The 15,266-nt window shown below is 72.4% G+C and carries 11 protein-coding genes; 1 reads left to right on the top strand and 10 read right to left on the bottom strand.

Features of this window, described 5'->3' with window-relative positions:
• Nucleotides 1-171 precede the first annotated feature (171 nt).
• The 9 genes from FB465_RS26465 to FB465_RS26425 all read right to left on the bottom strand — a co-directional run bounded on the left by FB465_RS26465 (nucleotide 172) and on the right by FB465_RS26425 (nucleotide 11,402).
• Nucleotides 172-1,626 carry a pseudouridine synthase gene (locus FB465_RS26465; protein ID WP_145794456.1) on the bottom strand — a complete coding sequence of 485 codons (1,455 nt, stop codon included), beginning with the start codon at nucleotides 1,624-1,626 and terminating at the stop codon, nucleotides 172-174.
• Nucleotides 1,627-1,692: 66 nt separating this feature from the next.
• Nucleotides 1,693-2,280 carry an SMC-Scp complex subunit ScpB gene (gene scpB, locus FB465_RS26460; RefSeq protein WP_246193333.1) on the bottom strand — a complete coding sequence of 196 codons (588 nt, stop codon included), beginning with the start codon at nucleotides 2,278-2,280 and terminating at the stop codon, nucleotides 1,693-1,695.
• Nucleotides 2,281-2,501: 221 nt separating this feature from the next.
• On the bottom strand, nucleotides 2,502-3,356 hold the full coding sequence (locus FB465_RS26455) for a segregation and condensation protein A (protein ID WP_145794452.1): 855 nt from the start codon (nucleotides 3,354-3,356) through the stop codon (nucleotides 2,502-2,504).
• A 107-nt stretch (nucleotides 3,357-3,463) separates the two neighbouring features.
• Nucleotides 3,464-3,946, bottom strand: a complete 483-nt coding sequence (locus FB465_RS26450) for a hypothetical protein (RefSeq protein WP_145794450.1) — start codon at nucleotides 3,944-3,946, stop codon at nucleotides 3,464-3,466.
• Nucleotides 3,943-5,103 carry a ParA family protein gene (locus FB465_RS26445; RefSeq protein ID WP_145794443.1) on the bottom strand — a complete coding sequence of 387 codons (1,161 nt, stop codon included), beginning with the start codon at nucleotides 5,101-5,103 and terminating at the stop codon, nucleotides 3,943-3,945. Before FB465_RS26445 ends, FB465_RS26450 begins: the two co-directional genes overlap by 4 nt.
• A gap of 378 nt (nucleotides 5,104-5,481) precedes the next feature.
• Nucleotides 5,482-6,597, bottom strand: coding sequence for an alanine dehydrogenase (gene ald / locus FB465_RS26440; protein ID WP_145794441.1), 1,116 nt, complete (start codon nucleotides 6,595-6,597; stop codon nucleotides 5,482-5,484).
• A 240-nt stretch (nucleotides 6,598-6,837) separates the two neighbouring features.
• Nucleotides 6,838-8,826 carry a tetratricopeptide repeat protein gene (locus tag FB465_RS26435; RefSeq protein WP_145794439.1) on the bottom strand — a complete coding sequence of 663 codons (1,989 nt, stop codon included), beginning with the start codon at nucleotides 8,824-8,826 and terminating at the stop codon, nucleotides 6,838-6,840.
• 151 nt (nucleotides 8,827-8,977) lie between these two features.
• Complete coding sequence (locus FB465_RS26430; RefSeq protein WP_145794437.1) at nucleotides 8,978-9,625, bottom strand: NUDIX domain-containing protein; 648 nt, start codon at nucleotides 9,623-9,625, stop codon at nucleotides 8,978-8,980.
• 103 nt (nucleotides 9,626-9,728) lie between these two features.
• The gene (locus tag FB465_RS26425; RefSeq protein ID WP_281292361.1) at nucleotides 9,729-11,402 is read right to left on the bottom strand and encodes a CTP synthase; all 1,674 of its coding nucleotides are present in this window, start codon (nucleotides 11,400-11,402) and stop codon (nucleotides 9,729-9,731) included.
• Between the two features lie 559 nt (nucleotides 11,403-11,961).
• Between FB465_RS26425 and FB465_RS26420 the strand changes: the two genes are divergently transcribed.
• Entirely contained in the window at nucleotides 11,962-13,932 is a 1,971-nt protein-coding gene (locus FB465_RS26420; protein WP_145794435.1) for a glycoside hydrolase family 15 protein, read from the top strand.
• Nucleotides 13,933-14,098: 166 nt separating this feature from the next.
• On the opposite strand, the gene FB465_RS26415 is transcribed toward FB465_RS26420, so the two are convergent.
• The gene (locus FB465_RS26415) at nucleotides 14,099-15,259 is read right to left on the bottom strand and encodes a glycosyltransferase family 4 protein (protein ID WP_145797612.1); all 1,161 of its coding nucleotides are present in this window, start codon (nucleotides 15,257-15,259) and stop codon (nucleotides 14,099-14,101) included.
• Nucleotides 15,260-15,266: the final 7 nt, after the last annotated feature.

Raw genomic sequence — 15,266 nt, 5'->3', positions numbered from 1 at the left:
GCCACATCCCGGGTGGCGCAGTCCCGCCACGCGGCGGGCCGTCGTTTGCTGGCCATCTTCTGCCAGGAGTCCCTGAGCTGACAAGCCGGTGCGTCCAGGCTCACACCACATCCCCCCAGCACGCATGAGGGCCTCCCCGCCGATCGGCGGGGAGGCCCTCATGACCTGGGACTACAGACCGACCTCACGCATGAGCTGGCCGACCTCGGGGTTGGTCAGGCGGCGCAGCCAGCCCGACTTCTGGTCGCCCAGGGCGATCGGGCCGAAGTGGGTACGGACCAGCTTCTCGACCGGGAAGCCCGCCTCGGCGAGCATCCGGCGGACGATGTGCTTGCGGCCCTCGTGCAGGGTGACCTCGACCAGGTAGTTCTTGCCGACGTTCGAGACCACCTTGAAGCTGTCGGCGCGGGCGAAGCCGTCCTCCAGCTCGATCCCCTTGGCCAGGGTCTTGCCCAGGTCACGCGGGATCGGGCCCTGGATGGCGGCCAGGTAGGTCTTGGTCACGCCGTACCGGGGGTGGGTGAGACGGTGGGCCAGCTCGCCGTGGTTGGTGAGCAGGATGATGCCCTCGGTCTCCGTGTCCAGGCGGCCGACGTGGAACAGCCGGGTCTCCCGGTTGGTCACGTAGTCGCCGAGGCACTGGCGGCCGTCCGGGTCCTCCATGGTGGAGACGACGCCGGCCGGCTTGTTGAGCGCGAAGAACAGGTACGACTGCGTGGCGACGGTCAGGCCGTCCACCTTGATCTCGTCGTTCTCGGGGTCGACCCGCTTGCCCTGCTCGGTGACCTGCTTGCCGTTGACCTGCACCCGGCCCTGCTCGATCAGCTCCTCACAGGCCCGGCGGCTGCCCATGCCGGCCCGCGCGAGCACCTTCTGCAGGCGCTCGCCCTCGGGCTCGCCGAAGGTCTTGGGAAGCTTCACGGCCGGCTTGTCGTGCCGGGCCAGCACCGCGTCCTCGATCTTGGCCTGCAGCTCACGCGAGCGCTGCGGCTGACGGCGCGGGTCGCCCGGGGCACCCTGGCCCTCACGGCGCGGCCGCGGGGCGGGCGACGGACGGCGCGCGGCGAAGCCGCCACGGCTCGGGGTGGCGTTGGGGCCGCCGCCGAACTCGGGGCGGTCGTAGCGGCGCTCCTCGGGGCGGAGCGGACGGTCGGGGTACTGCCGCCGGTCGTCGCGCCGGTCATCCCGGCGGTCGTCGCGCCGGTCGTCACGACGGGCACCGCCGCCGTACGAGCCGCCGCCACCGCGGTTGTCCCGGCCGTCACGGCTGTCGCGGCCGAAGGAGCCGCCGCCACCGCCGTACGAGCCGCCACCGCGGTTGTCCCGGCCGTCACGGCTGTCGCGGCTGTCGCGGCCGAAGGAGCCGCCACCGCCGCTGCGCGGGGCCGAGCCGCCGCGGCCGGCGCCGCCGCCCTGACCGCCACCACGGCCGCCGCCGAAGGACGAGCCGCCGCCCTGGCCGCCACGGCCCTGGCTCCCGCCACCGCCGCTGCCGCCGTACGACGAGCCCCCGCGGGAGCCGCCGCCACCGTACGAGCCGCCGCCGCTCCGGCCCCCGCCCTGTCCGCCACGGCCCTGGCTCCCGCCACCGCCGCTGCTGTTCCTGCCGTTGCCACTGCTACGCATCAAAGAAGTCCGTACGTCGTTTCCGTCTGGGGAGTGCAAGTCGTGCCGGTCGACCTCACCGCTCCCTTAGCAATCAGACACAGCCCGATCGCCCTCATCGCCGCCGCCCGCCGCACGTGCGGCGGCGACCGCCTCTGCGATCATCGTGCCCTCGAGGGACTCCGCTTCCACGTCGTCGACCTCGGGCAGGAAGGGCGCCAGCTCTGGGAGTTCCTCCAGGCCGCGCAGCCCCATCCGTTCCAGGAAGTAGTTCGTCGTCCGATACAGGATCGCACCTGTTTCGGGCTCGGAGCCGGTCTCTTCCACCAGCCCTCGCTGTACCAGGGTACGCATCACGCCGTCACAGTTCACACCACGTACGGCGGAGACCCTGCTCCGCGACACCGGTTGCCGGTATGCGACGACCGCCAGAGTCTCCAGTGCGGCCTGGGTGAGCCGGGCCTGCTGGCCGTCCAGAACGAAGCGGTCCACGACCGGGGCGCAGTCGGCCCGGGTGTAGAACCGCCACCCGCCGGCCACCAGCCGCAGGTCGAAGCCCCGGCCCTGAGCGGTGTACTCGGCGGCCAGCTCGCGCAGCGCCGCGGCCACCTCGGCGCGCGGGCACTCCAGCACTGCGGCGAGGTGCGCCTCCGTGGCGGGCTCGTCGACCACCATCAGAATGGCCTCCAGCGCGGCCCGCAGCGGCACCCCGGGCTCGGCCGGCTCCGCCACCGGCTCCACCGGGACGGCGGGCTCCGGCTCCACCGGGACGGCGGGCTCCGGCTCCTGCCACTCGTGCGCGGCCTCCAGGGGCTCGTACGCGGGCTCCTGCCACTCCTGGGCCCGGGACTGCCCGGGGACTCCCAGGGAGCGCCTGGACGGCCTCGGCTGCTCCGTCATGACGGGCCACCCTTCTCCACGTCGTTCTCGACCGGCGGGCGGTCGAACTCGTCCGTCACCTCGATCTGCCGGTCCGCCTCCGCGACCCAGCGCACCAGCAGCTCGCCGAGCGCCTCGGGCTGCTCGAAGGCGAGCGCCTTCTCCCGGTACAGCTCCAGCAGCGCCAGGAAGCGGGCGACCACCACCAGGGTGTCCCCGGCATCGGCCACCAGCTGCCCGAAGGTGGCCTCGCCGAGCGCGGTCAGCAGTTCCACCACCAGGCCCGCCTGCTCGCGCACGCTGACCGGCGGGGTGTGGATGTGGTCGACGTAGACCACCGGCTTCGGCTTCGGGGTCATCGCCTTCGCCGCGAGCTGCGCGAAGCGCTCGAGGCCGATGCTGATCACGACCTCGGGCAGCAGCTCGGCGTGCCGGGGCTCCAGGCCGACGGTCCGGGGCCGCTGGAGCAGCTCGGCCGCCCAGCGCTCGCCGAGGACGGCCGCCGCCTGCTTGTACGCGCGGTACTGCAGCAGGCGGGCGAAGAGCAGGTCGCGGGCCTCCAGCAGCGCGAGGTCCTCCTCGTCCTCGACCTCGGCGGCCGGGAGCAGCCTGGCGGCCTTGAGGTCGAGCAGGGTGGCCGCGACCACCAGGAACTCGGTGGCGGCATCGAGGTCCCAGTCGGGCCCCATCGCCCGGATGTGGGCGACGAACTCGTCCGTGACCCGGGCCATCGCCACCTCGGTCACGTCCAGCTTGTGCTTGGCGATCAGGCTGAGCAGCAGGTCGAACGGGCCCTCGAAGTTGTCCAGCCGCACGTTGAAGCCACCACGCTGCTCGGCGGTGGTCTCAACGGATTCGGATGCGCTGGCCATGACGCCCCATCTTCGCGCACCCGACGCACCGCATCAGCAAGGCGCCACCCGGGGGCGCGAGGCTCTGTTCAGTCAACCGCGTGCGCGACCAGCCGTCGACGCGGCCTCTAGCGCCCGCGCAGCCGCCGCACCAGGATGCTGGCCTCGCCGCGCTGCTCCAGGTCCGCCAGCACGACGGCGATGGCCTCCCGGACGACCCTGCCCCGGTCCACGGCCAGCCCGTGCTCGCCGCGCAGCACAAGGCGGGCGTGCTCCAGGTCCATCAGTTCCTCGGCGGAGACGTACACGGTGATCTTCTCGTCGTGCCGCTCGCGCCCGCTCGGCCGGCGCGGCGCGCGGCCCCGGGGGCGGGCCCGCCGGGCGGCCTCGCCCTGCTGCTCCTCGGCCGCATTGCTGTGCTGCCGTCCACCCGTCGACCCGTCGGCGGGGCCGGCGTGCTGCTCGGGACAGGCCTGCGGCACGTCGGCCGCTGCCGCACCCGCGTCGCGGGCGGTCTCCGTTCTGGGCGCCTCGGCCGGCCGGCCGAGGGAGGGCGACAGGGCCATCCCGCCGGTGGTCCGGAACAGCTCGTCGGCACCCGGGAGACTCACTCGGCGGGGCGGCACCGGTCGAGCACCTCCCTGGCGAGCTGACGGTAGGCGGCGGCACCGACCGAGTTGGTCGCGTACGTGGTGATCGGCTCGCCGGCGACCGTGGTCTCCGGGAAGCGGACCGTACGGCCGATGACCGTGTGGAACACGTGGTCCCCGAAGGCCTCGACCACGCGGGCCAGCACCTCGCGGCTGTGCACCGTGCGCGAGTCGTACATGGTGGCCAGGATGCCGTCCAGGCGCAGGTCGGGGTTGAGCCGCTCGCAGACCTTCTCGATGGTCTCGGTGAGCAGCGCGACCCCGCGCAGCGCGAAGAACTCGCACTCCAGCGGGACGATGACGCTGTGAGCCGCCGTCAGGGCATTGACCGTCAGAAGGCCCAGCGAGGGCTGGCAGTCGATGATGACGTAGTCGTAGTCGGGCAGCAGCGGCTTCAACGCCCGTGCCAGGGCTGACTCGCGGGCGACCTCGCTGACCAGCTGCACCTCGGCGGCGGAGAGGTCGATGTTGGAGGGCAGCAGGTCCATGCCGGGGACGGCGGTCTTGAGCAGCACCTCATCGGCCGTCAGCCCCCGCTCCATGAGCAGGTTGTAGACCGTGACGTCCAGTTCCATCGGGTTGACGCCCAGGCCGACCGACAGCGCCCCCTGCGGGTCGAAGTCGACCAGGAGCACCCGGCGACCGTACTCGGCGAGCGCGGCGCCCAAGTTGATGGTCGACGTGGTCTTGCCGACGCCGCCCTTCTGGTTGCACATCGCGATGATCTGCGCGGGGCCGTGCTCGGCGAGCGGCGCGGGGATCGGGAAGTAGGGCAGCGGACGGCCGGTCGGGCCGACCCGCTCGCGGCGCTGACGGGCTGCGTCAGGGGCAAGGGTCGCGGCGTACTCCGGATCTGGTTCGTACTCGGCGTCCGGGTCGTCGTAGGAGCCGTAGGCGAAATCGCCGTAGGCCAGGCCGTGTGACGGCAGGTCGGCTTCGTAGTCGGTTACGGCGGGGCCGGTGCTCTGGCGCGCCTCGAAGGTGCGGACCGCGACCGAGCCGACCTCTACCGAGCCCACCGTGGCCTGCCGGGCCGCGTGCTCCTCGTTCGGCTGTCCGGCGGCGTGCTCCGCCAGTCCTGGCTGACCACCCCCGGGAGCAAATGTCGACTCATTCACAAGTCGTCTTACCTCCTTGGGCATCCAGGACTCTATGTCGATTCGTCAGCGTGGCAGCATGCCGACGGTTTGCGACTCTAGGCCGTTCAAGGCGTCCGCAGCAACACAATCCACGGTAGTGGGCAGGATGTGTCGGCTGTCCAGCCGCTCCGTGTCAAGGGATGGGCAGCCCCTTGACCCTAACGTTTCTGCGGAGGCCGACCCTCCCGCGAGGGTGACCAGCGACGGTCGGCCCACGAGGGCGGGTGACGTGATGCACATAAATTGACATCTCGAAGCAACCCACCGGCCACCAGCGCGTTTCGGGCATGCCGAAGCCCCCGGCCCGAGGGGAGCGGGCCGGGGGCAGGAGACCTCACGGTCTCAGCTGATCAGCGGTCAGGCGAGCACGCTGTCAAGGGAGATGGCGGGCAGGCCGAAGGCCTCGGCGACCGCGCCGTAGGTGATCTGGCCCTCGTGGACGTTCAGGCCCTTGGCGAGGGCGGCGTCGCGGCGCAGCGCCTCCTTCCAGCCACGGTTGGCCAGCTCCACGATGTAGGGCAGCGTGGCGTTGGTCAGCGCGTAGGTGGAGGTGTTCGGGACGGCGCCCGGCATGTTGGCCACGCAGTAGAAGACCGAGTTGTGGACCTGGAAGGTCGGCTCGGCGTGCGTGGTCGGACGGGAGTCCTCGAAGCAGCCGCCCTGGTCGATCGCGATGTCGACGAGCACGGAGCCCGGCTTCATACGGGAGACCAGCTCGTTGGTGACGAGCTTCGGGGCCTTGGCGCCCGGGATCAGCACCGCGCCGATGACCAGGTCGGCCTCGAGCACGGCCGCCTCGAGCTCGTACGCGTTGGAGGCGATCGCCTTGATCTTCGTGCCGAAGATCTTGTCGGCCTCGCGCAGCTTGTTGATGTCGCGGTCCAGCAGGGTCACCTCGTAGCCCATGCCGATCGCGATGGTGGCCGCGTGCCAGCCGGAGACGCCGCCGCCGATGACGACGCACTTCGCCGGGTGGGTGCCGGGCACGCCACCGGGGAGGGTGCCACGGCCGCCGGCCGGACGCATCAGGTGGTACGAGCCGACCTGCGGGGCGAGACGGCCCGCGACCTCGGACATCGGGGCGAGCAGCGGCAGGGCGCCGTTGGCGAGCTGCACGGTCTCGTACGCGATGGCGGTGGTGCCGGACGCGACGAGCGCGTCGGTGCCGGCACGGTCGGCCGCCAGGTGGAGGTAGGTGAAGAGGGTCTGGCCCTTGCGCAGACGGTGGTACTCCTCAGCGATGGGCTCCTTGACCTTCAGCAGCAGGTCAGCGGTGGCCCACACCTCGTCGGCGGTGGGGAGGATGGTGGCACCGGCGGCCACGTACTCCTCGTTGGGGATCGAGGAGCCGACACCGGCGTTGTCCTCGATGAAGACCTCGTGTCCGTTGCGGACCAGCTCATGCACGCCGGCAGGCGTGATGGCCACGCGGTACTCGTGGTTCTTGACCTCGCGGGGGATGCCGACCTTCACGGCTAAACACGTCCCTCTTGCCTGGGGGTCCCGGCCGGGGAAGACCGGCGGGCGGCGCGCACGGGGAAGCCTCCGGAGACACCGGGGCACAGTTCGCTGCGCGACTAAGGTCGAGTGTAATGAAGCCCAGTAGATCCGTCAGCCTTCCAAACTGAATAAATCAGCTGGCCTCATTGGCAGGTTCGTAGGCTTGCGCGGAACCAACCCTGCCAAACTCCCCGAGAAACGACATTACGGACATCACTCCGAAGTCAGTCGCTCCCGCTCACCCTCGACCTGCTCCCGCAGGCGTTCCAGAGCCGCCGCGAGGGCCGCCCGGCCGCGCTCGTCGCCCAGCCGCCGGAGCACGGCCTGGGCGGCGCGGTACTCGCGGTCGGCCTCCTCGAAACGGCGCTGCGCGGTGTGCGCCTCGGCGGTCCGGGCGAGCAGCCGGGCCTCGGCGGCGTGATCCCCCAGGCTCTGCCGCAGCGCGAGCGCCCTGCCGTACCAGTCGGCGGCGCGTACCGGGTCCCCGAGCGCCCGGCTGCACTCGGCCACGCCCTCCAGGGCGCGGGCACAGGCGGGTTCGTCCGCCGAGTCACGGGCGTGGTCCAGCGCCGCGCGGTACCGGTCGGCCGCCTGCTCCCAGTGGCCGACGGCGGACTGCAGATCCCCCAGGTTGAGCAGCGCGGCGGCCGCCCGGCGCGGGGCACCACCGCGCTCGGCCACCTTGAGCACCATTTCGTGCAGCCGGTACAGGTCGGCCGGCGCGGCGGTGCCGGTGAGCGGCAGCGCCCGCAGCAGGGCGGTGACCAGCCGCCCGGCCGAACCGTCCAGATCCGCCTGGCCGATCGCGTCCGCCACCGCACCGAGCAGCAGATCGCGCTCACCGACCAGCCATCCGGAGGCCTGGGCAGCCGTACGCAGCCTGAGCGGCCCCGGCAGCGGGTCGGTGACCGGGCCGGCGGACGGGTCGAGCAGCATCCGGGCCGAGTCGACCAGGCGGACCAGCCGCTCCAGCAGCCGCGCCCGGGCCAGCTGCACCTCGGCCGGGCGGTCGGCGCTCTCCCGCAGCTGGACGAGCCGCGCGTACAACCGGCCGGGCACCCGGTAGCGAAGGGTGCCGTCGTGGGCGGGCAGCTCCTGGTCGAGCAGCTCGCGCTCGGCCAGCTTCTGCAGGGCGGCGGCGGCCTCCGGCGCCGGGCAGCCGACCAGGGCGGAGGCCGTCCGCAGGTCGGCGAGCTGGGCAGGGGCAAGGGTGAGCATCCGCAGCATCCGGGCCTGCGCGGCGGGCAGGGAACGGTAGAGCAGAGTGAACGCACCGCTCAGCGGATCGGTGTCGGGTACGGGCACCGGCCCGGCGACCGGTTCGTCGGGCGCAGCCTTGGTCTCCGCCGTGGGCCCGGACTTCGAACGACGCCCGTCGGCCTTGCCTCCCCCGCGCTTCGCATCCGCGGCATCCGACGCACCCGCCGCCCCGGGCGGGGCCGGAGCCGGCGCGGCGAGCTCGCGGGCCGCGTCGGTGACCGCCGCCTTGGGGCTGTCCCGCAGCCAGCCGGCCATCAGCCGCAGCGCGGCCGGCCGGGCGGCGCAGGCCTCGGCCAGCTCGGCGGCCCCGACGGGGTCACAGCTGATCCTGGTCCCGCCGACCAGGCCGCTGAGCAGTTCGGCCGCCGCGGGCTGGTCGAGCCCGCCGAGGATGACCGGGTCGATGTCCTCGATCCCGGTCAGCGGGCCCGCCGTGGTGGTGACGACCAGGCAGCCGGGCTCATCGCCCAGCAGGGGGGACAGCTGTCCGGAGTCACGTACGTCGTCGAGGAGCAGCAGCACCCGCTTGCCCGCCAGGGCCTCGCGCAGCGCGACACACGCCGGTTCGTCCTCGCCCTCGGCGCCGAGCGGCAGCAGAGCCGCTCCGGGTACGGCCCCCAGCTGCTCCAGCAGCCGCCGGGCCGCCTGCCCGGGCGGGACCCGCCCGCCGTCGGGGGCGGAGAGCCGGGCGAACAGCACCCCGTCCGGGTAATCGGCGGCCAGCGAGCGGACGAAGCGGACGGCGAGCGAGGTCCGGCCCGAGCCGGGCCGCCCGGCGATCACCAGCACCTGGCAGCGTCCCTGGGCCGGCCGCACGGCCGCTGCCCTGAGCGCGGCGAGCTCGGCCCGGCGCCCCGTCCACAGCGCGGGCCCGGCGGGCAGCGGGTCAGGAGCCCCGGGCTCGGCGGGCCGTGGGTCCATCGTCGCCGTCTTCCTCGCCACCTGCGCCACTCCTGACCAGTCGCTCAGCGGAGCGGACCCGTGGTGGGCCCCGTCCGCGAAGCGTAGTTCGACCGGCCGACACGGCAAGGGGTGACACCGGTACTACCAACCGGCAAATCACCCCTAAGGATCAAGCGCCGACCGCCGGTCGTCAGTCGGACTGGAAGGGCCGGGCCGGCCAGGGCGACTCGGCGGGACGCAGCGCGTCCAGGCCGGGCCCGGTCAGAGCGGCCTGCAGCGCGAGGGCGCCGGTGATCAGCGTCGGGTTGTGCAGCTTGCCCGCGAGGATCAGCCGGACCAGCTCCGCCAGCGGCACCCGGGCGGTCTCGATCTCCAGCTCCTCGCCGTGCGCGGCGTAGCGGTCGCCCTCGGCCTCGGCGAGGTCGGTGGCCAGGAAGAGCCGCAGCGCCTCGTCGGTGCCGCCGGGCGAGGTGTAGAAGTCGACCAGCACCCGCCACTCCCCCGCCTTGCAGTGCGCCTCCTCGTAGAGCTCGCGCTGAGCGGCGTGCAGCGGGTTCTCCCCCGGTACGTCGAGCAGGCCGGCCGGCAGCTCCCACAGCCGCTGGCGCACCGGGTGCCGGTACTGGCGCACCAGCAGCACCCGCTGCTGGTCGTCGAGTGCGAGGACGGACACCGAGCCGGGGTGGGTCTGGTAGTCGCGCCGGGCGTAGCCGCCGTCCGGCATCAGCACCTCGTCGGTACGGACCCCGGTGACCCGGCCCTGGAAGGGGGTCTCGCTGGCGCGGACCGGCCACTCCTCCGCCACGTCCCGGATCTGCTGCGATACGACGTCCGACATCTCACTCCCCTTGGTCTGTGCGCCCAACCTATGCCAGACGGCGGCCGCGCGAGGATTCGCGCGACCGCCGTCCGTGACGAGCTCTTACTGCTCGGCCGTGTTCTTACTGGTCGGTCTTGATCTTGATGGCGGCAGCCACCAGGCCCGCGAACAGCGGGTGCGGACGGGTCGGCCGGGACTTCAGCTCCGGGTGCGCCTGGGTGGCGACCAGGTAGGGGTGCACCTCGCGCGGGTACTCGACGTACTCGACCAGGTCACCCTTCGGGGACAGGCCCGAGAACTGCAGGCCGGTCTTCTCCAGGTCCGCGCGGTACGCGTTGTTGACCTCGTAGCGGTGGCGGTGGCGCTCCTCGACGTACTGCTCGCCGCCGTAGACCTCGCGGACGATCGAGCCCTCGGCCAGCTTGGCCGGGTAGAGGCCCAGGCGCATGGTGCCGCCCAGGTCGCCCTTGCCGTCCACGATCGCCAGCTGCTCGGCCATGGTGGAGATCACCGGGTACTTGGCGGCCGCGTCGAACTCGGTCGAGTTGGCCTCGGGCAGGTCGGCCAGGTTGCGAGCCGCCTCGATGACCACGCACTGCAGACCCAGACACAGGCCCAGCAGCGGGATCCTGTTCTCGCGGCCGTAGGTGATGGCCGCGACCTTGCCGTCCACACCGCGGTCGCCGAAGCCGCCGGGGATGCAGATCGCGTCCACATCGCCGAGCTGCTCCTGCGCGCCCTCGGGCGTCAGGCAGTCGTCACTGGTGACCCACTTGATCTCGACCCGCGCGTTGTTGGCGAAGCCGCCCGCGCGCAGCGCCTCGGTCACCGACAGGTAGGCGTCCGGCAGGTCGATGTACTTGCCGACCAGGGCGACCTTGACGATGTGCTGCGGCTCGTGGACGCGGCGCAGCAGGTCGTCCCAGGTGGTCCAGTCGACGTCGCGGAACGGCAGGTCCAGGCGGCGCACGACGTACGCGTCCAGGCCCTCGCCGTGCAGCACCTTGGGGATGTCGTAGATCGACTTGGCGTCGATGGCCGCGACCACGGCCTCCTCGTCCACGTCGCACATCAGCGAGATCTTGCGCTTGATGGCCTGCGGGACCTCGCGGTCGGCACGCAGCACGATGGCGTCCGGCTGGATGCCGATGTTGCGCAGCGCGGCCACCGAGTGCTGGGTCGGCTTGGTCTTCAGCTCGCCCGAGGGGCCGATGTACGGCAGCAGGGAGACGTGCACGAAGAAGACGTTGTCCCGGCCGACCTCGTGGCGGACCTGGCGGACGGCCTCCAGGAACGGCAGCGACTCGATGTCGCCGACGGTGCCGCCGACCTCGGTGATGACGACGTCGACGTCCTCGGTCGCCATCCGGCGGATCCGGGACTTGATCTCGTTGGTGATGTGCGGGATGACCTGGACGGTGTCGCCCAGGTACTCGCCGCGGCGCTCCTTGGCGATGACCGTCGAGTACACCTGGCCGGTGGTGACGTTCGCCGAGCCGTGCAGGTTGGTGTCGAGGAAGCGCTCGTAGTGGCCGACGTCCAGGTCGGTCTCGGCGCCGTCGTCGGTGACGAAGACCTCACCGTGCTGGAACGGGTTCATGGTGCCCGGGTCCACGTTGAGGTACGGGTCGAGCTTCTGCATCGTCACGCGCAGACCACGGGCCTTGAGCAGGGCGCCGAGGCTGGAGGCGGTGAGGCCCTTGCCGAGCGAAGAGGCGACACCCCCGGTGACGAAGAGGTGCTTGGTCGTCACGGCGCGGCCGATCGCTGCCTTGCCGGAATGGGGCTGTGCCAAGAGGGGGCTCCCGTGGGTCGCGTGTCGAAAGTGACGTCGGTGGAGGGGCCTGAGGCGCTCCTGAGCCCACCAGTCCACGGGATACCAGGGTATCAGTGAGCTGCACCGGACGCGTTCCGACCCGGCGCGCCGCGCCCGTCCGAGTGACACCCGGGGGCCCGGAAGGATCACTTCCGGATGGTTCGGACGGATGATCCGGGATGCTCCACTCGGACCACTTTGGATTCATTTGGTGTGACTGCGGCCAGAAGGGGCGCTCTCCACGTGCTCCACCCCATTCGACCGACGTATCCTGCACGGACGCATCGCCGACAGCAGAGCACGCGGAGGGCGAGGGGGTCAGGGCGACACCCCTCGGTCCCCGATGCGCGACCGGACACCTCCCGTACCAGTTGACCCCGTTCAGGCCAGGGGCCCACCAGAGCCCCGCCAGGCTCCCCACGAGCCCCCGCAGACACCGGCGGACCTCGGGAGCAGCCCCCTGGACACTCCGGCCCGCAGACCGCGTACTCCCAGCCGTCGGACGTCGCCGAGCACATATTTCGAACTGGAGACCCACGTGGCCGGCCGTATCGAGGACTACGCACTCATCGGGGACATGCAGACCGCTGCCCTGGTCAGCAGGGACGGGGCGGTCGACTGGCTGTGCCTGCCCCGATTCGACTCGCCGGCCGTCTTCGCCGGGCTGCTGGGGACCGATGAACACGGATTCTGGCGGATCGGCCCCGCCGAACCGGTCTCCGTCGCGCCCGAGAGCCCGGAACCCCTGCCGCGCTCCGTATTCACCGATCCGAGTGAGCTTCGGGTGATCCCGCCGACCGCCTCCGCCCCCGCCGTGCCCGCCGACCGGCGGCGCTACCGGGGTGACTCGCTGATCCTGGAGCAGGAGTGGGACGCGCAGGGCGGCACCGTCCGGGTAATCGACTTCATGCCGCCCCGCCCGCTCACCGGGGTGGATTCCGTGCCCCAGATGATCCGGATCGTAGAGGGTGTCGAAGGCTCCGTCCGGATGCGCTCCGCGCTGCGGATGCGGTTCAGCTACGGCCGGATCGTGCCCTGGGTGCACCGCGTCGAGCAGCCCGACGGCACCCACCGCACCGCCGCCGTCGCCGGGCCCGACTCGGTCTGGCTGGACGGCGAGGCCGAGACGTACGGGCACCACCTCACCACGTACGCCGACTTCACGGTCAACGCCGGCGACCGGATCGCCTTCGCGCTCACCTGGCAGGCCTCCCACCTGCCCGCGCCCAGTGCGCCGGACGCCGAGGCCATGCTGGAGGGCACCGAGCAGTTCTGGCTCGACTGGGTCGCCCAGTGCACCTACCAGGGCCCGTACCGCGAGCCCGTGGTCCGCTCGCTGATCACCCTCAAGGGCCTCACCTACGCGCCGACCGGCGGAATCGTCGCCGCGCCCACCACCTCGCTGCCCGAGGACATCGGCGGCGAGCGCAACTGGGACTACCGCTACACCTGGCTCCGCGACGCCGCGATCACCCTGTCCTCCCTGCTGCGCACCGGCTACCGGGACGAGGCCCGCGCCTGGCGCGAGTGGCTGCTGCGGGCGGTCGCCGGGGACCCGGAGAACCTGCAGATCATGTACGGCATCGCGGGCGAGCGCGAGCTCACCGAGTCGGCGCTGGACTGGCTGCCCGGGTACGAGGGCTCGCAGCCCGTCCGTATCGGCAACGGCGCCGCCGGGCAGCTCCAGCTCGACGTCTACGGCGAGGTGGTCGAGGCCCTGCACCTGGCCCACATGACCGGCCTGGTCCGCAACGACCACGCCCACCACCTCCAGCTCAAGCTGATCAGCTACCTGGAGGAGCACTGGACCGCCCCCGACGAGGGCATCTGGGAGGTGCGCGGGCCGCGCCGGCACTTCGTGCACTCCAAGGTGATGGCCTGGGTCGCCGTCGACCGCACCATCAAGCTGATCGAGCAGTCCCCGGCCGAGGGCCCGCTGGAGCGCTGGAAGGACCTGCGGGACAGGATCCACGCCGACGTCTGCGAGAAGGGCTACGACGCCGACCGCAACACCTTCACCCAGTACTACGGCAGCAAGGAGCTGGACGCCTCGCTGCTCCTGATCCCGCAGGTCGGCTTCCTGCCGCCGGACGACAAGCGGGTCATCGGCACGATCGAGGCGATCCAGCGTGAGCTCTCCACCGAGGACGGCTTCGTGCTGCGGTACCCGACCCACGACCAGCAGGGCGAGAACGTGGACGGGCTGAGCGGGCACGAAGGGGCGTTCCTCGCCTGCTCGTTCTGGCTCGCGGACGACCTGGCGATGATCGGACGGGTGCAGGAGGCGCGCGAGCTCTTCGAGAAGCTGCTGGCACTGCGCAACGACGTCGGCCTGCTCGCGGAGGAGTGGGACCCGCGCGCCAAGCGCCAGGTCGGCAACTTCCCGCAGGCCTTCAGCCACGTGCCGCTGATCGACACCGCCCTCCGCCTGACCGCCTGTGGCGGGGCCTACCTCTCCGCCCAGCCCGCGGGCCCGGCAGCCGAACGCGCCGAGCAAGCCATGATGTGACCCCGATCCCTGGCTTCGGGCCAACCAACCAGGGGCGCGGGGAACTGCGCGAGACCGGAAGTGACGGCGCCGCAGCTTCCGCCCCGCGCAGTTCCCCGCGCCCCTGAAAAGCGCTCGGGCTCGCGCCCCCCGAAGAGACGTCCTGGCTCGCGCCCCCGACCGGAGGTCAGCCCCGCTGGACCAGCTCGTCGTACGTGCTGAGCACCTGCGCCACGGTCGCCGCCTCGTCCGGCCAGGTCTGTGCCTGCAGCCGGCCGGCCTCGGCCAACTCCGCACGGCGCCCCGGATCGGCGAGCAGCCCCCGCACGGCCGCCGCCAGAGCACGCGCGTCGCCGTACGGCACCAGCACCGCGGCCTCGCCCACCAGCTCCGGCACGCCGCCGACGGCCGTGGAGACCACCGGCACGCCCACCCGCATCGCCTCCTGGACGACCAGCGACCGCGCCTCCCACCGGCTGCTGACCACCACCACGTCGGCTGCGGCGAGCAGCTCGGGCACATCGGTGCGGTAGCCGAGCAGCTCGACGGGCAGCTTCTCGGCGGCGATCCGCTCGCGCAGGTCCTGTTCCTCCGGGCCCTCGCCGGCGATCAGGACCAGCGGGTCCCGGTCCCCGAAGTCCCGGGCCGCGTCGAGCAGCAGGCCGAAGGACTTCTGCTGGACGAGCCGCCCGATGGCCAGGACCACGGGCCGGTCCCGGTGGTCACCGAGCAGCTCGGCGCGGGCAGCCTCCCGGTCGAGACCGCCGGGCGGCATCGGCGGAGCGGCCACCGGGCCCAGCCGGGCGTCGGTGGCTCCCAGCTCGCGGGCCCGGGCGACCAGGTCCGAGGAGGCGCCGAGCACCAGGTCGGCGGCGCGGGCCACCCGGCGCTCCATCAGCCGCTGCAGCCGGCGCTCCATGCCGGTGGCCAGCATCGCGTGATGGAAGGTCACCACCAGCGGGGTCTCGGGCCGCAGCCCGGGAAAGCGGCCGGCGGTGCGCAGCGCCAGGTCGGAGAGCAGCCCGGCCCGCAGGCCGTGCGCATGGACCACGTCCGCGCCGGTGAAGGCGCGGCGCAGCTCGCCGATGGCCGCCGCGTCGCTGCGGGCGCCGGCCGTCGGAGTGATGTCGACCAGGTGGAACCTGGCGCCGGTACCGGAGAAGCCGAACAGGGAGTCCGTCCCGGCGGGCGCGCAGACCGTCACACCGACGCCGTGCGCCACCAGGCCCTGGGCGAGGGAACGCACATGCGCACCGATGCCGCCGGTGCTGGCGGCCAGGACGAGCGCCACGTGCAGCTGACCCCGTTCGGGGGCTGCCGCAGTGGCCCGGGTGGCGAAATGGTCCACGTCGTCT

It is taken from the genome of Kitasatospora atroaurantiaca (genome assembly GCF_007828955.1).
In the GTDB taxonomy this organism is placed as follows: Bacteria; Actinomycetota; Actinomycetes; order Streptomycetales; family Streptomycetaceae; genus Kitasatospora; species Kitasatospora atroaurantiaca.
Note: the sequence above shows the minus strand (reverse complement) of the source record. Positions and strands in the feature narration are given on the sequence as shown.

Coding starts and splice junctions, on each gene's coding strand:
- FB465_RS26465 (WP_145794456.1), bottom strand. CDS start 1,626: ATGCGTAGCAGTGGCAACGGCAGGAACAGCAGCGGCGGTGGCGGGAGC.
- FB465_RS26455 (WP_145794452.1), bottom strand. CDS start 3,356: ATGGCCAGCGCATCCGAATCCGTTGAGACCACCGCCGAGCAGCGTGGT.
- FB465_RS26430 (WP_145794437.1), bottom strand. CDS start 9,625: ATGTCGGACGTCGTATCGCAGCAGATCCGGGACGTGGCGGAGGAGTGG.
- scpB (WP_246193333.1), bottom strand. CDS start 2,280: ATGGTGGTCGACGAGCCCGCCACGGAGGCGCACCTCGCCGCAGTGCTG.